Source organism: Campylobacter sp. LH-2024 (assembly GCF_048270605.1).
GTDB lineage: Bacteria > Campylobacterota > Campylobacteria > Campylobacterales > Campylobacteraceae > Campylobacter_D > Campylobacter_D molothri.
Genome location: NZ_CP168139.1, coordinates 844,866 through 869,546 on the forward strand (window position 1 = coordinate 844,866; position 24,681 = coordinate 869,546).

General features: G+C 28.6%; 22 protein-coding genes, 1 tRNA gene and 1 pseudogene. 21 read left to right on the forward strand and 3 right to left on the reverse strand.

All coding sequences use genetic code 11. From position 1 onward, the window contains the following. Positions 1-171: 171 nt before the first annotated feature. The 20 genes and pseudogenes from ACD570_RS04360 to ACD570_RS04455 form a co-directional block, all read left to right on the forward strand. A pseudogene (locus ACD570_RS04360) lies at positions 172-521 on the forward strand (hypothetical protein); the annotation flags it as partial. 75 nt (positions 522-596) lie between these two features. Then, positions 597-2,387: a translation elongation factor 4 gene (gene lepA / locus ACD570_RS04365; RefSeq protein WP_337197455.1), complete on the forward strand. Its 1,791-nt coding sequence runs from the start codon at positions 597-599 to the stop codon at positions 2,385-2,387. A 103-nt stretch (positions 2,388-2,490) separates the two neighbouring features. After that, positions 2,491-3,132 carry an outer membrane lipoprotein MapA gene (gene mapA, locus ACD570_RS04370; protein ID WP_417904157.1) on the forward strand — a complete coding sequence of 214 codons (642 nt, stop codon included), beginning with the start codon at positions 2,491-2,493 and terminating at the stop codon, positions 3,130-3,132. Further along, positions 3,129-3,704 carry a ComF family protein gene (locus tag ACD570_RS04375; RefSeq protein ID WP_337197458.1) on the forward strand — a complete coding sequence of 192 codons (576 nt, stop codon included), beginning with the start codon at positions 3,129-3,131 and terminating at the stop codon, positions 3,702-3,704. The genes mapA and ACD570_RS04375 overlap by 4 nt, the downstream gene beginning before the upstream one ends. Before the next feature lie 42 nt (positions 3,705-3,746). Then, positions 3,747-6,326 (forward strand): DNA gyrase subunit A, encoded by a 2,580-nt coding sequence (gene gyrA / locus ACD570_RS04380; protein WP_337197460.1) that lies wholly within the window; start codon positions 3,747-3,749, stop codon positions 6,324-6,326. Between the two features lie 64 nt (positions 6,327-6,390). Continuing rightward, positions 6,391-6,912: a flagellar assembly lipoprotein FlgP gene (flgP, locus tag ACD570_RS04385; RefSeq protein WP_337198877.1), complete on the forward strand. Its 522-nt coding sequence runs from the start codon at positions 6,391-6,393 to the stop codon at positions 6,910-6,912. Then, positions 6,888-7,337 carry a hypothetical protein gene (locus ACD570_RS04390; RefSeq protein WP_417904158.1) on the forward strand — a complete coding sequence of 150 codons (450 nt, stop codon included), beginning with the start codon at positions 6,888-6,890 and terminating at the stop codon, positions 7,335-7,337. Before flgP ends, ACD570_RS04390 begins: the two co-directional genes overlap by 25 nt. A gap of 47 nt (positions 7,338-7,384) precedes the next feature. After that, entirely contained in the window at positions 7,385-8,680 is a 1,296-nt protein-coding gene (locus ACD570_RS04395; RefSeq protein WP_200283188.1) for a sigma-54-dependent transcriptional regulator, read from the forward strand. Position 8,681: 1 nt separating this feature from the next. Beyond that, on the forward strand, positions 8,682-9,710 hold the full coding sequence (locus ACD570_RS04400; RefSeq protein ID WP_417904159.1) for an aspartate-semialdehyde dehydrogenase: 1,029 nt from the start codon (positions 8,682-8,684) through the stop codon (positions 9,708-9,710). 11 nt (positions 9,711-9,721) lie between these two features. After that, positions 9,722-10,228 (forward strand): YqhA family protein, encoded by a 507-nt coding sequence (locus tag ACD570_RS04405; RefSeq protein WP_200283208.1) that lies wholly within the window; start codon positions 9,722-9,724, stop codon positions 10,226-10,228. A gap of 55 nt (positions 10,229-10,283) precedes the next feature. Continuing rightward, positions 10,284-10,475 carry a pyruvate ferredoxin oxidoreductase gene (locus ACD570_RS04410; RefSeq protein ID WP_200283210.1) on the forward strand — a complete coding sequence of 64 codons (192 nt, stop codon included), beginning with the start codon at positions 10,284-10,286 and terminating at the stop codon, positions 10,473-10,475. A 9-nt stretch (positions 10,476-10,484) separates the two neighbouring features. Continuing rightward, the gene (locus ACD570_RS04415; RefSeq protein ID WP_200283212.1) at positions 10,485-10,916 is read left to right on the forward strand and encodes a c-type cytochrome; all 432 of its coding nucleotides are present in this window, start codon (positions 10,485-10,487) and stop codon (positions 10,914-10,916) included. Between the two features lie 17 nt (positions 10,917-10,933). Beyond that, complete coding sequence (locus ACD570_RS04420) at positions 10,934-12,052, forward strand: ABC transporter substrate-binding protein (RefSeq protein WP_200283214.1); 1,119 nt, start codon at positions 10,934-10,936, stop codon at positions 12,050-12,052. Positions 12,053-12,060: 8 nt separating this feature from the next. Further along, entirely contained in the window at positions 12,061-13,170 is a 1,110-nt protein-coding gene (locus ACD570_RS04425) for an ABC transporter substrate-binding protein (protein ID WP_200283216.1), read from the forward strand. Positions 13,171-13,177: 7 nt separating this feature from the next. Continuing rightward, the gene (locus ACD570_RS04430) at positions 13,178-14,116 is read left to right on the forward strand and encodes a branched-chain amino acid ABC transporter permease (protein WP_200283218.1); all 939 of its coding nucleotides are present in this window, start codon (positions 13,178-13,180) and stop codon (positions 14,114-14,116) included. Continuing rightward, the gene (locus tag ACD570_RS04435; protein ID WP_200283220.1) at positions 14,117-15,160 is read left to right on the forward strand and encodes a branched-chain amino acid ABC transporter permease; all 1,044 of its coding nucleotides are present in this window, start codon (positions 14,117-14,119) and stop codon (positions 15,158-15,160) included. It abuts the gene before it with no gap. Then, positions 15,157-15,927: an ABC transporter ATP-binding protein gene (locus ACD570_RS04440; protein WP_337209740.1), complete on the forward strand. Its 771-nt coding sequence runs from the start codon at positions 15,157-15,159 to the stop codon at positions 15,925-15,927. The genes ACD570_RS04435 and ACD570_RS04440 overlap by 4 nt, the downstream gene beginning before the upstream one ends. Then, entirely contained in the window at positions 15,914-16,609 is a 696-nt protein-coding gene (locus ACD570_RS04445) for an ABC transporter ATP-binding protein (RefSeq protein ID WP_137623355.1), read from the forward strand. Before ACD570_RS04440 ends, ACD570_RS04445 begins: the two co-directional genes overlap by 14 nt. Before the next feature lie 16 nt (positions 16,610-16,625). After that, positions 16,626-19,865 carry a cytochrome c biogenesis protein gene (ccsA, locus tag ACD570_RS04450; RefSeq protein WP_200283239.1) on the forward strand — a complete coding sequence of 1,080 codons (3,240 nt, stop codon included), beginning with the start codon at positions 16,626-16,628 and terminating at the stop codon, positions 19,863-19,865. Beyond that, positions 19,865-20,332, forward strand: a complete 468-nt coding sequence (locus ACD570_RS04455; protein ID WP_200283242.1) for a hypothetical protein — start codon at positions 19,865-19,867, stop codon at positions 20,330-20,332. Before ccsA ends, ACD570_RS04455 begins: the two co-directional genes overlap by 1 nt. A gap of 843 nt (positions 20,333-21,175) precedes the next feature. Here the strand turns inward: ACD570_RS04455 and ACD570_RS04460 are convergent. The 3 genes from ACD570_RS04460 to tgt form a co-directional block, all read right to left on the reverse strand. Continuing rightward, a tRNA-Arg gene (locus tag ACD570_RS04460) sits at positions 21,176-21,252 on the reverse strand. A 43-nt stretch (positions 21,253-21,295) separates the two neighbouring features. Beyond that, positions 21,296-22,072 (reverse strand): CorA family divalent cation transporter, encoded by a 777-nt coding sequence (locus tag ACD570_RS04465; protein WP_417904160.1) that lies wholly within the window; start codon positions 22,070-22,072, stop codon positions 21,296-21,298. Further along, positions 22,062-23,192: a tRNA guanosine(34) transglycosylase Tgt gene (gene tgt / locus ACD570_RS04470; protein WP_200283475.1), complete on the reverse strand. Its 1,131-nt coding sequence runs from the start codon at positions 23,190-23,192 to the stop codon at positions 22,062-22,064. The genes ACD570_RS04465 and tgt overlap by 11 nt, the downstream gene beginning before the upstream one ends. A gap of 33 nt (positions 23,193-23,225) precedes the next feature. Here tgt and ACD570_RS04475 point away from each other — a divergent pair, with 33 nt between their 5' ends. Beyond that, positions 23,226-24,614 (forward strand): COG3400 family protein, encoded by a 1,389-nt coding sequence (locus ACD570_RS04475; protein WP_200283478.1) that lies wholly within the window; start codon positions 23,226-23,228, stop codon positions 24,612-24,614. The last annotated feature ends 67 nt before the right edge of the window (positions 24,615-24,681 follow it).

Genomic DNA, 24,681 nt, shown 5'->3' on the forward strand with positions numbered 1-24,681 from the left:
CCTATTTCTAATTTAAAAATAACATTTAGAATTAGCCAATTTAGACAAGATTTAATTGTTAAAGAATTTGGAAAGTAAAAAATAGTGAAAATCTTTTAAGGGGTAAAATGGGTATTATGAATTCTAAAGTAACTTTTATTTAAATTAATTTCAGCTAAAACAAGAATTTAAAACCAACTTTCTTGCAAACTAGGATAAACTTTGATTATAAAATCTAAAAGTGTATTAGCTTTTCTATACTTTACCTTATAATATCCAAGTATTGTTATTTCAGATAAACAAGAAAAAAAGGCTTATAAATTTAAATTAAAGAAAAATCTAAATTTAGCCTTACTTACTTAGAATCTTATCCTGATTATAATGAGGCTTTAAAATTTAAAGAACATTTATCTTATAAATTAGGAGAAGCTTTAATAAAAGCTAACAATAATTGGTATGGGGGGGGGTATATCAAATTGTGGTTTGAGATAAGAAGGATAAAAAAAGAATTTAAAATAAAAATATATAATTTCTTATATTAAAGATCTAATATTTAATTATTTCTGAAAAATATTTTTGCTAGAATTTTTAAAAGTATATTTTTATCTAGGAAAACAATGGAAAATATTAGAAATTTTTCAATCATAGCGCATATTGATCATGGAAAAAGTACTCTAGCAGATAGAATTATTTCAGAATGTGGAGCGATTAGCGATAGACAAATGAGTGCTCAAGTTATGGATACTATGGATATAGAAAAAGAACGTGGGATTACAATAAAAGCCCAATCTGTTCGTTTAGAATATGCATTTAATAATCAAAAATATATTTTAAATTTGATTGATACTCCAGGTCATGTTGACTTTTCATACGAGGTAAGTAGATCTTTAGCTAGTTGTGAAGGAGCCTTACTTGTAGTCGATGCTTCTCAAGGTGTTGAAGCGCAAACTATAGCTAATGTTTATATTGCACTTGAAAATAATCTTGAAATCATTCCAGTTATTAATAAAATCGATCTTCCAAATGCAGATGTAGAAAAAGTTAAGCATGAAATTGAACATATTATCGGTATAGATTGCAAAGATGCAATTTGCGTGAGTGCAAAAACAGGAGTGGGTATAAAAGAGCTTATAGAAACAATTATTACTAAAATTCCAGCACCAAAAATAGATAATGAAGCTGCTACTAAGGCTTTAATTTATGATTCTTGGTTTGATAACTATTTAGGCGCTTTGGCTTTAGTTAGAATTTATGAAGGACAAATTTCTAAAAATGATGAAGTATTGGTGATGAGTACTGGTAAAAAACATATTGTTCAAGATCTTTTTTACCCACACCCTTTAAATCCAATTAAAACACAAAGTTTGAAATCAGGAGAGGTTGGAGTTGTTGTTTTAGGGCTTAAAACAGTGGGCGATGTTCAAGTTGGAGATACTATTACTTTAATTAAAAATAAAGCTAAAGAAGCTATAGGAGGTTTTGAAAAAGCAAAAGCCTTTGTTTTTGCGGGACTTTATCCTATAGAAACAGATAAATTTGAGGATTTAAGAGATGCTTTAGATAAATTAAAGCTTAATGATAGTTCTATTACTTATGAACCAGAAACTTCTTTGGCCTTAGGTTTTGGTTTTAGGGTTGGTTTTTTGGGTCTTTTGCATATGGAAGTTATTAAGGAAAGATTGGAAAGAGAATTTAATCTTGATCTTATTGCTACAGCTCCAACGGTAACATATGAAATTTATCAGACCAATGGGGAACTTTTGAAAATTCAAAATCCTAGCGAACTCCCACCTGTTAATAAAATCGATCATATTAAAGAACCTTATGTTAAAGCTACGATTATCACTCCAAGTGAATTTCTAGGAAATTTAATCACTCTTTTAAATCGTAAAAGAGGGATGCAAGTGAAAATGGATTATATTACGCCTGAGCGTGTTTTATTGGAATATGATATACCTTTAAATGAAATTGTTATGGACTTTTATGATAAATTAAAATCTTTAACTAAAGGATATGCGAGTTTTGATTACGAACCGATTGAATTTCGTGTTGGAGATTTGGTTAAGCTTGATATTAAAGTAGCGGGAGAAAATGTCGATGCTTTAAGCATTATCGTGCCAAATGAAAAAGCGCTTAGTAAAGGAAGAGAGCTTGTGAGTGCAATGAAAGAAATTGTTCCTAGGCAGCTTTTTGAAGTTGCTATTCAAGCAAGTATTGGAAATAAAATCATTGCAAGAGAAACAGTTAAATCTATGGGAAAAAACGTAACTGCAAAATGTTATGGTGGCGACATTACTAGAAAAAGAAAACTTTTAGAAAAACAAAAAGAAGGTAAAAAAAGAATGAAGGCTATCGGTAAAGTTCATTTGCCTCAAGAGGCCTTTTTAAGTGTGTTAAAAATTGATTAAATTTTTAAAATTAAACTTATTTTTAAAATATACTTGAAATTTGTTGATAATTTTAATACAATGCTTAAAAAATAATTTTTTATAATAAATTTAAGGAGAAGAAATGATTAAAAAGTGTCTACTTTGTACCCTTGTAGTTTTATTTTTAAATTCTTGTGCTAGCAAGAATACTTTTGATCAAGTTAATCAAATTTCTAAAAATTCAGCATGCAGCCCTTGTGAGAGTCCAAGTGGCTATGAGGCTAAAATAAAAGGCCTTTTATATATTAGTGATATTGGAATTGAGTGCTGTGCCAATAAGCGTACTTTAGATACTGCAGTAGCTTTGAAAAAAGTTTATTTGCATCGCTTTTATGATTTAAAAGAGGATCAAAAAGTATTTTTTGCAAAAAATCAAAAATTATATGTAGATTTAGATTTTAATGCTGTTTTTTATGTTTATTTAAAACAAGAACTTCAAGCTAGAGGTATTGTAGTACTTGATGATAATAGTGCAGATTCTCCTTATGTAACTAAAGTTGATCTTGCTTTTTCCAAATATAGCGCAAGACAAGATGGCACAGGATTGCATTCAAAACTTGTAGGAGTTTTAAATTTAAGCGATGTGAATAAAAATAGAAAATTTACCTTACGTACAAAACAAGATGTGCAAGGTTTTGAAAATTTAAAAGATGTTCCATTTTATACACATTTACTAATAAAACAAATGGCTAATAAAGCGGCAAGTATTATTTCAGAGCTTTGAAGTGTTTAAATTGCGGAGGTTTTACTCTGCTTTGTTTTTGCGATAGTTGTTCTCAAGAATTATCTGATTTTTCTCTAGGGATAAGAGTTCTTGAGGATAATTTTAAAGTATATTCTTTTTATAAATATCATGAGATAAAGCATTTATTGCACTCCAAACATCATTTTTATGGTTATTTTGTCTTTCATTTTTTAGCAAAACTTAGTTTTGCTAAATTTAAACACTTCTTTTCTCCTAATGAAAAAATCAATGTTATAGCTTTGGATGATAAAGTAGAAAATTTACTTTATTCTCATTCGGCTATTTTAGCCAAATATTTAAAAACTCAATTTATTAAACCTATATTTGGAGCTTTACATTCTCAAAATTCTTTAAGATATTCTGGAAAAAGTTTAATATATAGGCAAAAAAATAAAAGAAATTTCAAACTTTTAAAAAGAATTTCTTATCCTGTAATTTTAGTGGATGATATTATAACTTCAGGTTCTAGTTTATTGGAGGCTAAAAAATTTTTAGAAAAAAATGAAATTTCTGTTCTTTTTGCTCTTGTTTTAGCTGATGCAAAAGTTTAATATGATAAAATAAAAATTTCAATATTGTGGAAGAGGATTTTTATGGAAAATATTTTTAACAAAGATTCTGATATTGAGATTGTCGATATAGAAAATTCCATTAAAAGTAGTTATTTAGATTATTCTATGAGCGTTATTATAGGTCGTGCTCTTCCTGATGCAAGAGACGGTTTAAAACCTGTACATAGAAGAATTCTTTATGCTATGAATGATCTTGGTGTTGGGAGTCGTAGTGCCTATAAGAAATCTGCGCGTATTGTTGGGGATGTGATCGGTAAATATCATCCACATGGCGATACTGCTGTTTATGATGCCTTAGTAAGAATGGCTCAAGATTTTTCTATGCGATATCCAACTATAGATGGACAAGGAAACTTTGGGTCTATAGATGGAGATGGCGCTGCTGCAATGCGTTATACAGAAGCTAGAATGACAATTTTAGCTGAGGAGCTTTTGCGTGATATTGATAAAGATACAGTAGATTTTATTCCAAATTATGATGATTCTATGAATGAACCCGATGTTTTACCTGCTAGAGTTCCAAATTTATTACTTAATGGATCTAGTGGTATTGCAGTGGGTATGGCAACCAATATTCCTCCGCATAGTTTAAATGAATTAGTTGATGGTCTTTTATATTTGCTTGATAATAAAAATGCCACCTTGGAAGAATTAATGCAATTTATCAAAGGTCCTGATTTTCCAACCGGTGGTATTATATATGGTAAAAAAGGTATTATTGAAGCTTATAGAACAGGACGTGGCCGCGTAAAGATTAGAGCAAAAACTCATATAGAGAAGAAGTCAAATAAAGATATTATTGTTATAGATGAACTTCCTTACCAAACTAATAAAGCAAGATTGATAGAACAAATTGCTGATCTTGTAAAAGAAAAACAAATTGAAGGAATTTCTGAAGTTAGAGATGAGAGCGATAGAGAAGGAATTCGTGTTGTTATAGAACTTAAACGCGAAGCAATGAGTGAAATTGTTTTAAATAATCTTTTTAAATCCACAACGATGGAAAGCACTTTTGGTGTGATTATGCTTGCTATCCACAATAAAGAACCTAAGATTTTTTCTTTAAGCGAGCTTTTAAATCTTTTTTTAACTCACAGAAAAACAGTTATTATTAGAAGAACTATTTTTGAACTTCAAAAAGCAAGGGCAAGAGCCCATATCTTGGAAGGTCTTACTATTGCGCTTGATAATATTGATGATGTAATAGCTTTGATTAAAAATAGTCCAGATAATGCCAGTGCAAGAGATTCTTTAATGGCTAAATTTGGCTTAAGTGAAATTCAAGCTAATGCTATTTTAGATATGAAACTAGGACGTTTAACAGGACTTGAAAGAGAAAAAATTGAAAATGAACTTGCAGAACTCATGAAAGAAATTGCAAGATTGGATGAAATTTTAAAAAGTGAAAAATTACTCGAAGATTTAATTCGTGATGAATTGAAAGAAATTAAAGCTAAATTTGATGTACCACGCATTACTCAAATAGAAGATGATTATGATGATATAGATGTAGAGGATTTAATTCCAAATGAGAATATGGTGGTTACTATAACTCATCGTGGTTATATTAAACGTGTTCCAAGTAAGCAGTATGAAAAACAAAAACGTGGCGGAAAAGGTAAGCTTGCTGTTACAACTTATGATGATGATTTTATAGAAAGTTTCTTTACAGCGAATACTCATGATACTTTAATGTTTGTAACCGATCGAGGTCAGCTTTATTGGCTTAAAGTTTATAAAATTCCAGAAGGATCAAGAACCGCTAAAGGAAAAGCCGTTGTTAATTTGATTAATTTGCAAGCTGAAGAAAAAATTATGGCAATTATTCCGACCACTGATTTTGATCAAAGTAAATCTTTGTGTTTCTTTACGAAAAATGGTATTGTTAAGCGTACTAATTTAAGTGAATATCAAAATATACGTAGCGTTGGTGTAAAAGCAATTAATTTAGATGAAAATGATGAGTTAGTTACTGCAATTATTGTTCAAAGAGATGATGAAGAATTTCCTTTAGAATCAGCTGATTGTTTGGATAATTTTGATACAGAAAGCGAAATAGAAAATGAGGAATCATTAGAAGAAGAAACAAAAGGAAAGATGCTTTTTGCAGTTACAAAAAAAGGAATGTGTATCAAATTTCCTCTTGCAAAAGTGCGTGAAATTGGTCGCGTAAGCCGTGGAGTAACAGCTATTAAATTTAAAGAAAAAAATGATGAATTAGTAGGTGCTGTTGTTATAGAAAATGATGAACAAGAAATTTTAAGTATTAGTGCTAAAGGTATAGGAAAACGCACAAATGCTGGAGAATATAGACTTCAAAGCAGGGGAGGTAAGGGTGTTATTTGTATGAAACTCACTGATAAGACTAAAGAACTCATTAGTGTGGTGATTGTAGATGAATGTATGGATTTGATGGCTCTTACAAGTAGTGGAAAAATGATCCGTGTTGATATGCAAAGCATTCGAAAAGCCGGACGTAATACAAGTGGAGTTATTGTTGTTAACGTAGAAAATGATGAAGTTGTTAGCATTGCTAAATGTCCTAAGGAAGAAATAGATGAGGAAAATAGCGATGACAGTCCAGATTTAAATTTAGAATAATTTTTAAAAAGTTGGAACGCTTTTTGCTTTTAAATTAATGACAAAAAATTTTGAAGGTGTAAATATGAAAAAGATTTTTATGATGCTAGTTGTAGCAGGAATTTTTGTTGGCTGTGTACCAAGCACTAATAGAGTAGCTGGTAAGAATGCAAGTAATGCTTCTGTAAATTCTCAGACTCCAGAAATTATTGTACAAAAAGTTGATAAAGATGATGTACGTGATATCATCAAGCAAGAAAAAATGTTAGCTCCTGATACAACTGATAGTGAGCTTAGCTTTACTGCTGTTGGGGAAGGTATTGCTCCAATGAATACTGTTTCTACGGCTCAAGCACTTGCATTAGCAAAAAGAGCTGCTATTACAGATGCTTATCGACAACTTGCAAGTAAGCTTTATGGTGTGAAAGTAAATGGTAAAGATACTGTTAAAGATGCTATGCTTAGAAGTTCAACTATTACTGCTCAAGTAAATGGATTGATTAAAAATGCAAGTATTATTGATGAAAATTTCAATCAAGGTCTTTATAGAGTAAATGTAGAACTTAAAATCGATGCAGACAAGTGGAAAGAATTATTTGCTTATTGATTTTTTTAAGCTTGAAGATTTTTGCTCAAGATGAATTTATATTTTGGGCAGAACTTTCAAGTAAAAATTTAATTCTTTTTCATCAAAGTCAAAACATATCTTTGGCTATGACTCAAAGTAAAAATATTATCAGCGAATTTGCTTGTGAAATACCCTATAATAATAATGATTTAAAACAATTTCCCAAAACCGAGTTAGGTATAATCGATAATTATATGACAAAAAATATCAAGCTTAATTTTTTAAATTCTCATAAAGAGGAATTAATTGATTGTTTTACTGGTGTAAATGTTTCTATCAAAGATATTACTAAAACAGATCTTATGAGAGCTCAAAATGAAATTTATATTAGAATTTTACCATTACGTTTTAACGTAGATTTTGGTTTAAAAAGTGCTACGATATATTATCTTAAAAAAAAGTGACTTTAAGCCTTATTTTGTTATTATTGTAAAAATTCTAAAGGTTGGTAATGAATTTAGTGATTGTGGAAGATGATATTAATATGAGAAAATCTCTAGAAATAGCTTTAAGTGAATATGAAGAATTTAAAATCAAATCTTATAAATCAGCTACTGAAGCACTTAAAAAAATTGATTCTAATACGGACTTGATTATTACAGATATAAATATGCCTGGAATGGATGGTCTTGAATTTGTTAAAGCCTGTGAAAATAAATATGATTTTATTATTATGACAGGGAATGCAACTTTAAATCGTGCTATTGAGGCTATGCGCCTTGGGGTTAAAGACTTTTTAACCAAGCCTTTTGATATAGAAACTTTAGTTGAAGCTATTAAGCGTGCAAAGATCATACGTCAAAAAACTTCTGATAAAAAATCTAAAAGTCAAAATACTCATAAGAATACAGGTTTTTTTTCTACATCTGAAAAGCTAGAGCAAACTTTAAATTTAAGTAAAAAAGCAGCAAAAACAGATGCTTCGGTTATGTTTTTTGGAGAAAGTGGAGTAGGCAAAGAAGTTTTTTCTCGTTTTATTCATGAAAATTCGCAACGTTTTGATAAACCTTTTGTAGCTATCAATATGGCAGCAATCCCTGCTAATTTAATAGAAAGTGAATTATTCGGATTTGAAAAAGGAGCCTTTACAGATGCTAATGCTACTAAAATAGGGCTTTTTGAAATGGCTAATGGGGGAACTTTATTTTTGGATGAAATTGGAGAAATGCCTTATGAAATACAAGCAAAACTTTTAAGAGCCTTGCAAGAAAAAGAGATTGTTAGACTTGGAAGTACTAAAAATATTAAAATCGATGTAAGAATTATAAGTGCAACCAATGCTAATTTAGATGAAAAAATAAAAAATGGGGATTTTAGATCAGATCTTTATTATCGTTTAAATACTATTCCTATAAATATACCACCTTTAAGAGAGCGCAAAGAAGAGATTTTAGAAATCGCTAATAAAGTTCTTGAGCAAACTTGCCAAGAGTATAATTTTGAAAATAAATGTTTAAGCAAGGAAGCTGAAAAAACTTTATTAGAATATAATTATCCAGGCAATATAAGAGAACTTATTTCTATAGTGCAACGTGCTTGTATTTTAAGTGAAGGGGATAAAATTTTATCTCAAGATTTATTTTTAGAGGCTAGAACTTTTAAAAAAGATGTAAAACAAATGGAAAAAGAATTATTGGAACAAATTTTACAAGAAGAATGTTTTGATAAGCAAAAAGCAGCGGATAAACTTGGAATGAGTGCTGAAGTTTTAGAGAAAAAAATTGAACAATATAAAATAAAGGAATAAAATGGCAAAAAAACAAAAAATAGCCATAGTTGGTGCAACTGGTGCTGTTGGAGAAGAGCTTTTAAATGTTTTAGAAGAACTTGAATTTCCAGTTGAGAGCATCTTACCTTTAGCGAGTGCTAAAAGTGTAGGTGATGAGATAGAATTTAAAGGAAAAATTTATAGAGTAAAAGAATTAAAAGAAGATACTTTTAAAGAAAATCCAGTAGATATTGCTTTTTTTAGTGCAGGAGGAAATATAAGTAAGCAATATGCACAATTTGCTGTTGAGTGTGGAGCTGTAGTTATTGATAATACAAGTCATTTTAGAATGGATAAAGATGTTCCATTAGTCGTTCCAGAATGTAATTTTGAGGATATTAAAGATTGGAAAAAAACAGGGATTATTGCAAATCCAAATTGCTCAACGATACAAATGGCACATGTTTTAAAACCTCTAGATAATGTCTTTGATCTCAAACGAGTAGATGTTAGCACTTATCAAGCTTCTAGTGGAGCAGGTAAGGAAGGAATGCAAGAGTTAGTTGAAGGAATGCAAAGTTTTTTTGCTTTTAAATTAGATGAGTTTAAAGCTCAAACTTTTCCATATACTTTGGCTTTAAATTTAATTCCGCAAATTGATGAATTTACAGATAGTGGTTATACTAAAGAAGAATTAAAAATGATTAATGAAACTCAAAAAATTTTACATAAAAAACTTCAAATTTCAGCAACCTGTGTAAGAGTTCCAGTTCTTAGAAGCCATAGTGAATCCATTACTATGCATTTTAATCAAGAAGTTGATATTGCTAAAGTATATCAAATTTTAAAAAAGACTCCAAATATTGTTGTTTTAGATGATCCAAAAAATAAAAAATATCCTATGCCATTAACTACAAGTGATACTAATGAAACTTATGTTGGAAGAATTCGCCTTGATCAATATGATAAAAAAATATTACATTTGTGGTGCGTTGCTGATCAAATTCGCGTGGGAGCGGCTACTAATGCTGTTAGAATTGCTCAAAAATGGCTAGAGTTGAAAAAGTAGTAGGAATAATAATGCTAGAAAAAATTTTTGAATTTTTGTTGATTAAGAGTCGTATTGTTACCATTTTACCTGTGATATTTGGTTTAATAGGTGCTTTTGTACTTTTTATTATTGCAAGTTATGATGTTTTTAAGGTGATTTTGTATACTTATAATTATTTTTTTGGTTTGAATACAAATATTGACTTGCACGAAGATGTTGTTGCTTTGATTATAGGAGCTGTAGATCTTTATTTGATGGCTTTAGTTTTATTTATTTTTTCTTTCGGTGTTTATGAGCTTTTTATTAGCGAAATTGAAGAATTTAAGCAAATGAAACAAAGTAAAGTTTTGGAAGTACATAGTTTAGATCAACTTAAAGATAAATTAGCGAAAGTTATTATTATGGTTTTAATTGTAAACTTTTTTCAAAGAGTTTTGCAAATGAAATTTTCAACACCTATGGATATGACTTTTTTGGCAGGTTCTATTTTAGCACTTTGTTTAGGTCTTTATTTTTTACATAAAGGAAATCATTAAGATTGATTATCTTTTTTTGATATAATCAACTCTTTAATTTTAATAGAAAGTATATATGAAAGTAATATTATTTTTTATTTTAATGATGGTTTATTTAAATATTTGTAGTGCATCAGCTTTGGATGAAATTTTGAAAGATGTTGAAGTGTCTGGAGTTATACATTATACTTATGGAACTTCAAAGGGTAAAAATATCCATGGTTATAATTTTAATAAAAATGATATCAATATGAGTAAAATAAATTAAGGAAATATAATGATTTTTCGTTTATTTTTTGCAAGTTCTATTTTTATGGTAGCACTTTTTGGCGTTAGCTTAAAATCTATTTTTGGCTATACTTTTGATGCTAATAAAAAATATAATTTAATTGAAGCCAAAAAGATTTATTTTAATAATAAATGCAATATCTGTCATGGTGATAATGGCGAAAAAAGTAGTCCTCGCTTTAAAGCATTAAAAGATATGTCTGCAGAAGAAATTAAAACAGCTTTAATGGGTTATACTTTAGATAATACTTCTACTATGACTTCTCAAATGGCCTTATATGCTAAAAATTTAAGTCATGATGATATGGATAATATTATCGCTTATATTAAAGGAGGTGATTTTGCTCTTGATTTACAAGTTAAAGATTTGATAGAAAAGGAACCTCCTAAAAAAACTGAGCATAATATTTTTTTAAAATAATTTAAAAGGATTAATAAATGAAAAAAGTAGTTTTTTTGTTAAATATACTTGTTTTTATAAATTGTAGTTTATATGCAAAAACAATTAATATAGGCGTTGTTTTACCATTAACAGGATCAGTGGCTGCTTATGGACAAGATGTTTTTAGCGGGATTGAACTTGCTAATAAATTAAATCCAAAGCTTGATAATGGCGATATAGTTAAATTAATTATAATTGACACTAAAGGTGATAAATTTGAAACAACGAGTGGTATTAATCGTTTAATTACTCAAGATAAAGTTTTAGGTATTATTGGAGAAACTACTACACCAAATACAATTCAAGCAATTTCTATTATTGAAGATAAAAAAATTCCTCTTATAGCTCCAGTAGCTTCAGGGGATAAACTTTTAGATGGTAAAAAGTACGCTTCTCGCGTTTGCTTTAGCGATAGTTTCCAAGGTGATAAATTTGCAACTTATATTACTAAAGATCTAAATTTAAAAAATGCTGTTATTATAATCGATCAAAGTAATGTTTATTCTTTGGGTTTAGCAAAGGCTTTTGAAAAATCTTTAAAAGCTAATGGTGGAAAAGTTTTAAAAAAATTAATAATCAGCTCGGGAGATAAAGATTTTAGGGCTATAGTATCGCAATTAAAGAGTTTAAATCCTGATTTTGTTTATATGCCAATTTATCATCCAGAGGCAGCTTTAATAGCTAGACAAGCTAAGCAACTAGGATTTGATAAACTATTAACCGCAGGAGATGGAGTTAATAATAAAACTTTTATAGAATTAGGATCTAGTGCTGTTAATGGTGTGATTTTTACTGATAGTTTTGATTCTAGTAATCCTTCAACAAATCGTGGCAAAAAATTTATTGCAGAATATGAAAAAGAAAAAGGGGATAAAAATCTTCCTGCTTTCTCAGCAATGGGTGCTGATGCTTATTATGTAATGCTTAATGCTATGAATGCTTGTAAAGATCAACTAACAAGTGAGTGTATTAATGATAAAATTCATCAAACTAAAAATTATGAAGGTGTTGGAGGTTTTATAAGTATTGATGCTAATGGAAATGCTGTTCGTCCTGTTATTATAAAAGAAATTCAAAATGGCAAACAGGTTTATAAAACTTTGATAAAACCTTAGGAGAGCCTATGAGTAAAAAAATAATTTTAATTGCATTTTTAATTTTAAATTTAGAAGCAAAGGATATTAATTTAGGGGTAGTTTTACCTTTAAGTGGATCTACGGCAGCTTATGGACAAAGTGCCTTAGATGGTATTGAGATCGCAAATAAGATGCAAGGAACTTTGCAAAATGGCGATAAGGTTAAATTGGTAGTTTTAGATACTAAAGGTGATAAAATAGAATCTTCAAGTGCTGCAACTCGTCTTGTTACTCAAGATAAGGTATTAGGTATCATTGGTGAGATGATTACTGCTAATACTTTGCAAGTGATGAGGGTGGCTGAAGAGAATAAAATTCCATTGATCGCACCTGCAGCAACTGGAGATAAACTTTTGGAAAATAAACAATATTCTAGTAGAGTGTGTTTTATGGATAGTTTTCAAGGTTCTTCTTTGGCAAAATATGTTAGTGAAAAATTTGGTTTTAAAAAAGCAGTTGTAGTAGTAGATCAAAGTACTGATTATTCTTTAGGTTTAGCAAAAGCTTTTGAAAAAGAATTTAAAGCAAAAGGTGGAAAAATCTTAAAAGTGTTAAGAATAAATTCAGGAGATAAAGATTTTAGAGCTATAATAACTCAGATTAAAATTTTAAATCCGGATTTTATTTACTTACCGCTTTATTATAGTGAAGCGGCTTTATTTGCAAGACAGTCAAAAATTATAGGCTTAAACACTCCTATGGGTTCTGCTGATGGTGTTGCAGATGCAACTTTTATAAAATTAGCAAAAGAAGCGTCTAATAATTATATTTTTACCGACAGTTTTGATTCTTATAATCCTGTGACAAAATTAGGTAAAGATTTTATTTTAGCCTATGAAAAAGAGAAAAAAGATAAAGATGTTCCTGCTTTCTCAGCAATGGGTGCTGATGCATATTTTGTAATGCTTCATGCTATGAATGCTTGTAAAGATCAACTAACAAGTGAGTGTATTAATGATAAAATTCATCAAACTAAAAATTATGAAGGCGTTTCTGGAATTATCAGTATTGATAAAAATGGTAATGCTATTCGTTCTATAATTGTAAAAGAAATTAAAGATCAAAAACCAATATATAAAGATATAATAAATCCTTAGGACTAAAATGGACTCTATTTTATTTTTTCAGCAAATTATCAATGGTTTAAGTTTAGGGAGTATGTATGCTCTTATTGCCGTAGGTTATACTATGGTTTATGGTGTTTTAAGGCTTATAAATTTTGCTCATGGTGATATAATGATGGTTGGAGCTTATATAGCACTTTTACTCATTAATTGTCTTTCTCCATTTATCAATACTACTTTATTGGATAATCATTATACTTTGGCGATTTTTATAGTTGCTCTAATAGCTTCTATGATTTTTTCTTCTTTTATAGGAGTGATTATCGATAAAATTGCTTATAAACCTTTAAGAAAGGCTCCTAGAATTTCACTTTTAATTACAGCTATTGGAATTAGTTTCTTTTTGCAAAATTTATTTAATATGATTTTTACTTCGACGGAACAACAATTTCCAGTCCCTCCAGTTTTTGAAAAAATGATTACCTTAGGTAAAATCAGCATGACTTTAGGTTCTTTACTGGTTCCTTTGGTGACTTTGATTGTAATGCTTATTGTTCTTATTTTATTATACAAAAGCAAATACGGTATTGCTATTCGGGCTTTGGCTTTTGATATACAAACAGTAAATTTAATGGGTATAAATGCAAATCGTATTATAGCTATTGTTTTTGCTTTAGGATCAGCTTTAGCAGCTTTAGCAGGAATTTTTTGGTCAAGCAATTATTATTCTGTTTATCCTACTATGGGAACACTAGTTGGACTTAAAGCTTTTGCAGCAGCTGTTTTAGGTGGAATTGGTTCTGTTGTTGGAGCTGTTTTAGGGGGATTGATTATAGGTCTTACTGAGGTGATGGTTGTTGCCTTCTTTCCTGATCTTTCAGGTTTTAAAGATGCTTTCGCTTTTATCTTTTTAGTATTTATTTTGCTTTTTAGACCAACAGGAATTTTAGGAATAAATTTTGAAAAAAGTAGGTTTTAAATGATAAAGATGAAATTTTCTGCTTTAATTTATATTATTTTAGCTATTGTTTTTATTGCAGTAGCACCACATTTTTTTGATAGTTATGGAATGGGGATTTTAAATCAAATTGCTATTTATATTACTTTAGCTGTGAGTTATAATCTTATTAATGGTGTAACTGGACAATTTTCGTTAGAACCTAATGGCTTTATTGCTATTGGTGCTTATGCGGCTGCTTTGGTGCTTTTAAGCGTTGATCAAAAAAATGATTTGTTTAATCTAGAAGATCCTAGTCCTATTATCTTAGCTTTGCATACGAATTCTTTTATTTTAGCTCTTATAATTGCTGGAATAAGTGCTTGTGTTTTATCTTTAATTCTTTCTTTTGCAGTTTTTCGCGTAAGAGGTGATTATTTAGCAATTGTAACTTTAGGTTTTGGAATTATTATACAAAAATTAGCCATTAATTTTCCAAGTTTAACCAATGGCTCCATGGGGTTAAATGGTGTTCCTTTATTTTCTAATTTATACTGGACTGGTGGTATTGCAATTGTCGCAGTTGTTTTGATTTTAAATTTGGTATATTCTAAATTTGGTAGAGCTATGAAAGCTATACGTGATGATGAAGATGCTGCAAGTGCTATGGGTATTAATACTTTTTGGATTAAAACTCTTGCTTTCTCAACCTCTGCTTTTTTGGAAGGAGTAGGTGGAGGACTTTTGGTATGTCTTCTTGGATCAGTTTCTCCTGAACAATTTGGTTTTGAATTTACTTTTGTGCTTTTAATTATCATTGTATTAGGCGGGCTTGGTTCAACTACTGGAGCTATTATTGGTTCTATACTGGTTATAGGCGGTATGGAATGGTTAAGATTTTTAGATGAATTGCAAATTAAAATTGATATTTTAAATATTAATATCGAATCTATGCCAGGTCTTCGTATGGTTGCATTTTCTTTGGTGTTAATCTTAGTTATGCTTTTTGCAAGAAGAGGAATTTTTGGTGATAAAGAATTGAATTTCTTTTTAAATAAAAACTCTAAAAAGAAAGGGTTTAAATGATACTAGAATTAAAAAATATCACTAAATCTTTTGGAGAGGTACAAGCAATTAATGAAACTTCTTTTTGCATTAACAAAGGAGAAATTTTTGGTTTAATTGGTCCTAATGGAGCTGGAAAGACAACTTTATTTAATATCATCACAGGAAATTATAAACCAACTAGTGGAGAAGTGTTTTTTCAAGAACAAAAAATCAATCATCTTAAACCTTATGAAATTGTACATTTAGGCATAGCAAGAACATTTCAAAATATAAGACTTTTTTCAAGTATGAATGTTCTTGAAAATGTTATGATTGGTTTTAATAAACAAATGAAATATAGTATTTTAGAGGCATTTTTTCATTTAGGTCGTTTTTATAAGGTTGAAAAAGAATTTAATCTTAAAGCTTTTAATATTTTAGAAGAATTAGGAATAGTAGAACTAGCAAATGAAAAAGCTACGAGTTTAAGTTATGGACAGCAAAGAAAGGTTGAAATTGCTCGTGCAATGGCAACAAATCCAAAACTTTTATTATTGGATGAGCCAGCTGCTGGTATGAATTCAAGCGAAAGTGATGAATTAGCTGAACTTATTTTAAAATTAAGAGAAAAATATAAAATTAGTATTTTATTAATAGAACATGATATGAAATTTGTTAATCAGCTTTGCGATAAGGTTTTAGTCCTTGATTACGGGAAGACAATTTTTGAAGGAAAATTAAGCGATGCGGTTGAACATAAAGAGGTAATCGCTGCTTATTTAGGGGATTTTGATGCTAGTAGTTAAAGATTTGCATGTATATTATGGTTTAATTGAAGCTGTTAAAGGCATAGATTTTAAGGTTGATACAGGTAATATAGTTTCACTTATAGGTTCGAATGGAGCAGGTAAGACTTCTACTTTAAATGCTCTTTTAAATTCTGTTAAACGCACCGGAGAAGTTAATTTTTTAGGTTATGATACTAAAAGGCATTTAACTCATACCTTAGTTCAAAAAGGTATAGCTTTAGTTCCAGAAGGAAGACGTGTTTTTATCAATCTTAGTGTTGAGGAGAATTTAAAAATCGGAGCCTATAATAATAGTGAAAACTATGAACATTTAAGAGAGCAAATGTATAAATTATTTCCACGACTCGCAAGTAAAAAAAATTGCATGGCTGGAAGTTTAAGCGGTGGAGAAGCTCAAATGTTGGCTATTTCAAGGGCTTTAATGAGTGAGCCAAAGCTTTTAATGCTCGATGAACCTTCTTTAGGCTTGGCGCCTAAAATTGTTGGTGAGGTTTTTGATATTATAGTTCGTTTAAAAAATGAAGGTATAACTATACTTTTAGTTGAACAAAATGCTTATTCTGCTTTAAAAATAAGTGATTATGCATATGTTTTAGAAAATGGCAAAATTGCTATGCAAGACAAAGCTAAAAATTTAATTGGAAATGATGATATCAGAAAAAAATATTTAGGATTGTAAAAAAGGACATTAAAACATGAAAAGAATAATTAAAAGTGTAGGGGATTTAAGAATTTCGATAATTTTATTTTTACTTTTTGCTCTATTTTGTGCTTTGGCTACTTTTATAGAAAGTTCTTATGGAACTCCTACTGCTTGGGCTATGATTTATGATGCTTTTTGGTTTGAATATATTCAATTGTTGCTAGGTGTTAATTTGTTGTGCGGTATGTTTCGCTATAAAATGTTTAATTTAAAAAAGTTACCTTTAATGATTTTTCACTTATCTTTCCTTTTTATTCTTGTAGGGGCTGGAATTACTAGATATTTCGGATTTGAAGGAACTTTATCTATTAGAGAACATACGCAAAATTCATTAATAGAGAGTTTGAAAACTTCAGTTCGTATTTCCGCTATTAAAGACGCAGAGCAATATAGTGTTGTAAATGATCGCTATATCGGGAATTTGCCTTTTGCTAATCATTTTAAACTTGCTTTAAATATGGGTAATGATAAGGCGATTTTAAAATATAAAGATTTGATTTTAGATGCTGATTATGTTTATAAAGAAAACAATACTTCAGATCCTTTACTTGCCATAACATTTTCTCAAAAAAATATGCAAGGTGTAACAATGGAATTTAAAAAAGGAGAAATTAAAAATATCGATGGGATAAATTTTTCTTTTATGAATGACAATGTTGCAAAACCTTATGTAAAAATTGATCAAAATTTAAATTTAAGCTCAAGTAAAGATTTAAATGCGTTTAACATGAAAGAAGGTAAAAATTTTATCTTAAAAGCTACAGAGACTCAAAATGCTAAAGATCTTAGACTTTATAATATCGGTGATTTAAATTTTGTTATAAAATTTGCTTCTTTACATGGAGATCGTGAAATTCAAGGTGTCAATAGACCCCAAGATGAAAGTTTTTGGTTATGGTTTAAATATTCTTGGATGGAATTAGCTAGAACAATGTTAGTTTCAACTTTCGGAGAGCCACAAAATTGGAAAACTTCATGGCTTTTAAGATTTAAAGATTTTGCAATGAGTAAAGAATATCAAGCCCTAAATTTAAAAGGTGAAAAAGCTTTAAAACTGGAATTGACTTATAAAAATAAAAGTAAAGATTTTTATATTTTTGAATACGATAAACCTGTAATGATCGAATTAGAAGGGCAGAAATTTTTTATTTCTTGGGGACTTTCTTATAATAAATTACCTTTTGAAATTTATTTAAATAAATTTGTCTTAGAACGCTATCCAGGATCTATGTCAGCTGCTTCTTATGCAAGTGAAATTACAGTTAAAGATGGAAGTAAAAATTTTGATTATAGAATATTTATGAACAATGTTTTAGATTATAATGGCTATAGATTTTATCAAAATTCTTACGATTCAGATGAAAAAGGAACAATTCTTTCAGTTAATAAAGATCCAGGAAAAACTCCAACTTATATAGGTTATTTTTTATTAATTTTGGGAATGTTTTTAAATTTCTTTAATCCAAATTCAAGATTTAGAACTTTAGTAAGATTGATAAATCAAGATTCTTTGAAAAATATCGGAGCTTTTTTATTGGTATTTTTTATTTTTTGTGGAGCAAATAAAGCTTTTGCCAAAGATAATGACTTACCTGTTGTAAGTCCAGAACATTCTAAAGCACTTGCTTCTTTGGTTTTGCAAAAATCTTTAGATGGCAGAATGATGCCTTTTGATACCCTATCAAGAGAAATTTTAGAAAAAATTCATCAAAGTGATACTTATAAGGGTCAAGATGCTAATGCAATTATGCTTTCTATGCTTATAGGTGTGGATAAATGGCAAAATGAACCTTTCATTTTGATGCCTAGCGATAGTACTATTCGTAGAGATATTGCTAAAATTCTAAAGGTTCCTGATGAAAAATATATTTCTTATAGGGATTTTTTTGACGAAAACAATCATTATAAGCTTCAAAAATATGTAGAAAATGCAAACAGAAAAAATCCAAACACTAGAAATACTTTTGATAAAGAGATTATAAAATTAGATGAGAGAGCCAATGTTGTTAATTTGGTTTTTAGTGGTGAGCTTTTTAAATTTATTCCTGTACAAAATGACAAAAATAATCTTTGGTTGGCGCCTTATTCTGCAATCACAACTTTAAAAGGGGAAGAAGGAGAGATTGTTTTAGCTTTAGTGAGAAATTACTTTGGAGCTGTTGATCAAGCTTTTAAAAACAATGATTGGACTAAGGCAGATAAAGCTTTGGAATTGATTAAAGAATATCAAAGCAAAGTTGGATATAGAGTTATGCCAAGTGAAAATAAAATCAAGACTGAAATTTTTTCAAATAAGATTAAAATTTTCTCAAAATTAATTCCTGTTTATCTGATCGCAGGAATTTTACTTTTGGTAATTGTTTTTGCTAAAATGATTACTCCAAATTTAAAAATAACAAAGATATTTAAAATTGTTTATACTTTAAATATTTTAGCCTTTGTTATTCATACCATAGGATTAATCCTTCGCGCATATTTATCTGAACATGCACCTTGGAGCGATGCTTATGAGAGTATGATTTATATTGCATGGGCTTTATCGTTATCTGGGATATTTTTCTCTAAAAAAAGTCCTATAGCCTTATCTCTTACTTCAATTTTATCGGGCATAGTATTAATGGTGGCTTACTTAAATGAGATAAATCCTCAAATTACAAATCTTAGACCTGTTCTTAATTCTTATTGGCTAAGTATACATGTATCTGTCATAACTGCTAGTTATGGATTTTTAGGTTTATGTGCTTTATTGGGTATTTTCGTTTTATTATTAATGTGCTTTCTTAAAAAAGATGGAAAATATAATCCTAATATTCTAAGAAATATTACAGAAGCTACTAGAATCAATGAAATGGCTATGATTTTAGGACTTTGTTTGCTTACAGCTGGAAATTTTTTAGGTGCAATTTGGGCAAATGAAAGCTGGGGAAGATATTGGAGTTGGGATTCTAAAGAAACTTGGGCTCTAATAACTATTTTAGTTTATGCTGCAATTTTACATCTTAGAATGATTCCTAAGTATTGTAATCAATTTATCTTTGCCTTATGGAGTATGTTTGCTTACTGGGTTGTCGCTATGACTTATTTTGGTGTGAATCATTTTTTAACCGGTATGCACTCTTATGCAGCTGGAGAAGCAGTTCAAATTCCTAATTATGTTTATTGGATTTTTATTGCTATGCTTGTTTTAGCGTATTTTTCAAGAAGAAAACGTCATTTTGTAGGTAGGCTTTAATGAATTATATTTTTATGGTAATTTTTTGCGTCGCTTTAGCACTCTTTTTATTTTTAAGCTTGATTGCTTATCTTATTACGAGTGGCAGTAGTAAAAAAATATCTAAAAAAGATAAAAATATTCCTACTGCTAAGCCAAAAAAAGCTAAAAAAGTATTTGATACTAATTTAGACAATATGATTGCAGCAGCAGCTGATCCGAATTTAAGCGATTCTGATTTACAGGAGTTAGTTAAAATATATGTTGCTACACATAAATTAGGTTCTAAAACCTCTAAAGAATTAGATGAAGCTACAAAGAAAAAATTAGAATTTGTGGCATCTCTGGCTTCAAATATAAATGCAAGTCCTCAAACTGTAAGTTTTTTAAATAAAGAACTTAAGAAAATTTCTGCCTCTTATAAAAAAGAAATTGATGCTTATGAGCAGATGGGACTAGCAAAGAGAAAAATTAAAGAAGAACAATAGGTAAAAATTTTTAAAATAAAATAGCTTGATTTTATGTAGATATTTTATAATTAATATTTACATAAACAATGCTTAAAAGATAAAGTTATAAATTTAAGCCATTTGTTTTTAATTAGTCTTTATAAGGTAAATATTAAAAATTTTTATAATAACTTGTGAGATATTTTAAATCGATATTTGGTTGCTAAATGATTTATAAGCCTTTTTGTGTAAAAAATTTACTAAAGATATTACCATTTTTAAGATATCTCACAATAAGTTCCAGCTGTTATCTCATCAAAATCTAAAAAAGGCATATTTATTTTAAGTAGTAAAATCTTTAAATTTTTTGTATTTTTGTATATGTTAAAATTAAAAATTTAAATTATTGTAAAATATTAAAAATTATATATTATGTTTTTTATTGTAACTATTTTAATATAAAGATTTAGCTAATCAACAATCGAGAATTAATAATAATGCTTATAAAAAAGTATTTAAGGTTATAAAATACTCAGTAATTTTCATGCTATCAAAGATGATATTTAAGCAATTAATTTGCATATTATATAAAATCAATAAATTTAATACTTTTCTTTTTAGATAGAATTGTCTGAAAAAATAAAGCTAAGATAAAAGGCGTTAAGCCTTTTAAAACTTATAAAATACAAATGATAAATGCAGCCTATAAGCAACTAAAATATAATCTCCTAGCACTGTTATAATTGAACCTTAATTTTAAATTTATATATTTTATAAAAATACATAAACTAAAATGATTTTATTTTTTATAGTGATTTTAAAAGATGAAAAGCTTAATTTTTAGCATTTTGATAAATTTAAATAAATATTTTTGAAGTTTAATGGTGCGCTCAAGAGGATTCGAACCTCTGGCCTTTTGAACCGCAATCAAATGCTCTATCCAGCTGAGCTATGAGCGCATTTTTAAAGACGCTATTATATAATATTTTTCTTAAAAATAGGTTATTTGTTTGGTTTTTTAGTAATTTTGTCATCAAATTCCAATTCTTTTTTTCTTTTCTTATAATAAACAATAAGCCCAAATGCTAAAATCAAACACATAAGTGTAAAAATATACCAAGTAGCATTTTTATCGCCACTTAAAAATAATCCATTTGTATTCATCCCAAAAAATCCTACGATTAAATTTAGAGGTAAAAATATCGCAGAAAGCACGCTTAAAAAATATAAACTTTGATTGATTCTCTCATTTTTAATTGCATTGATAAATAAGTGCAATTCGTTAAGTCTTGTTAGAATTTCTTTACTATTTTTTAAGGCTATATTGATACCAAAAAGCAAAGGCCTTAAGGCTTTTTTGTGCGGACTTGATTCGGCTAGTAAATTTAAAGCTTCATTAATTAGTGAAAGACTTTTTAAATTTTTATTGATTTTTTGCTTTAAAATAAAACTTTTTTTAAAAAAATTTTTAATCAAATTGCCCTTTAAAAGGATATTTTCTTTATGCTCTATAATATTTTCAAAATGCGTATTTATAGCTTTATATTCATCTAAATTAGCACGGATAATATTCAAAAAATCATTAAGATTAAAAATTTTAAATTCTGTATTTTCTAATTTAAATATATACTCATCCTCAAAACCAAAAACATGAACCTTTTCTTTATCTGTTTTAGTATTTAAAGAAGATAAAATTAAAATTTTTTGTCCTAAAAAATCCATATACAAGGTGTTAGAATTTTTGCTTAAAAATTTAGCCAAATTATCATCATATTGCATTGTTTAGCCTCTTAGAATAAAAATCTTTTCTAAATTTATTAAATTCATTTTTTTGAATAGCTTCTCTCATTTGTTTTACTAAATCAAGATAATAATGCAAATTATGCAAGCTTGCTAAGCGAAAAAAAGTTAATTCCTTAGCTTTAAAAAGATGATTTAAATAAGCACGTGAGAAATTGCGGCAAGTATAGCATTGACAAGTTTTATCTATGGGTTCATGATCATTAATAAATTCTGCTTTTTTGATATTAAATTTGCCAAAACTAGTAAAAAATGTTCCATTTCTAGCATTTCTTGTTGGCATAACGCAATCAAACATATCTACTCCACGTGCAACATTTTCTACCAGATCCTCAGGGGTGCCAACGCCCATTAAATATCTTGGTCTGTTTTCATCTAAAAAAGGATTTAAATTTTCTACAGTTTCATACATAAGAACATTTTCTTCTCCAACACTAAGCCCACCTATAGCTAGTCCGTCAAATTCCATTTCATTTAAAGATAAAGCACAACGTTTTCTTTCTTCATAGTCAGTTCCACCTTGGATAATTCCAAAAATATTTTGGTTTAAACCTATATTTTGTTTTTGCATTTTTTTATGATACTCTATAGCTTCTTTTGCCCATAAAATAGTTCTATCAACAGAAATTTTAATTCTTTCTTTGGTTGCAGGTAGGGCAACTAAATCATCTAAAATCATCATAATATCTGATTTAAAGGTATATTGGATATCTAAAACGCTTTTAGGTGTAAAAAGATGTTTGCTTCCATCGATATGACTTTTAAATTCTATACCTTCATTAAAATGTTTTGAATTTTTACTTAAAGAAAAAGCTTGAAAACCGCCACTATCTGTTAAAAAACTTCTATCAAATTGAGTAAAACCATGCAAACCATTAAAATTTCTAATTACCCCCAAACCAGGACGCAAATACATATGATAAGTATTAGCAAGAATAATTTTTGCATCCAATTCTTTTTTAAGATCGTTAGCATCAAGACTCTTAACCGCCCCTACTGTTCCAACAGGCATAAAAATAGGGGTTTGAAAAGTACTATGTGCTGTAGTTATTTCACAAACTCTAGCCATACCATCTTTATACTTTAATTTAAATTCCATTTGATATAATTCCTTTTTTTGGAGATAAATATAATGAATCGTATTTTAATTATAATTGATGGAATTTTAGCAAAGCATTTCTTAGAAAGGCTTTGTTTTGAAAAAGGTTTGGGATATTTTTTTACAATTGTTTGCCAAGAAGAACTTAATATTAAAAGTGATTATTTAGAGTTATATCGCTTTGATCCTACTAGTACAGCACGTCTTGAAACGATTATGAGTAAAGAATTTAAACAAGCTTTTATTTATATGCAAGATGAATTTGAGGCAAAAAAAACCTATGAAGCTTTACGTTTATTAGATATTAATTTAGAAATTGAAATTATGGATTTTTGGGGCTTAAGTATTAGCGATTCCCATGCAAATTTAGTTGATGCAAGAATGACTTTAAGCCGCAGATTGATGAATTTTTTTCCAGACATTGCTCTTACTGCTCAGCATATAGGACTTGGAGAGGGAGAAATAATGGAGGTTAAAATTCCTTCAGGATCTATTTTTGCCTATAGGCATATTAGATCTATTCAGCAAAAAAGATGGCGTATAGTATTAATTTATAGAAATTCAAAAATCTATTTTGTAAAGCCTAGTTTTGTTTTAGAGCCTAATGATAGTATTTTAATTGTAGGAGATCCAGTTGTTCTTCAAAGTATTTTTCATAATATTAGGGATAAAGCAGGACAATTTCCTATACCTTTTGGAAGCAATATTTTCACTCTCATTGATATGAAAAATATGAGTGAAAAAGCTCAAGAAAATTTGATCAATACAACTTTATATCTTGAAGAAAAAAGTAATGCAAAGAAAAGTTTTATAAGAGTAATAAATCCTAAAATCGGTCCTATATTTTATAGATTAAAAGAGTTATTTTACGAAAGAGAAGGAATATTTTTTGATTATTTTAATACAGATTTTACTCATTTAAATTCTTTTTTGCAAAATAATGATATAGGGATGCTTATTACAGATTATAAACATTTTCAAAAAGAGAAAAAGAGATTTTTTGATTTAAAAATTCCTATACTGAAAATAGGAAAATGCAGTTTTGAAAATTTAAAAGAATCAGTAATTTTAAGTGCTAATGAAAGTGAACTTGAAAATAATGCAAATGTAATTACTGATTTTAGCAAACAGCTTGATTTTAATTTAACGCTTTATTATTATAATCCTAATTCTCAAAATATTAGCAATATGAAAGAATATTTTAGCAGTTTGTCTAAGCTTTATGATAAAAATATTCAAATTATTAATAAAAGAGACAATAATCCTCTTTTAAATTTGCAATACCGCAATGATTTATTGCAATTTGTAAGCTTTGAAAAAGAGCTTTTAGGTGGAAATTTTAGCAAAAGTTTAAGTACAAATTTAAATAGACATTATGCTAAGATGAAGGAAAATTACCAACTTTTTATACCGGTTGAATAAAGCAACTTTAAGCAAAATAAGAGAATAATTAGTCCTAATTTGATAAAATAAATTTATAAAGAATAAA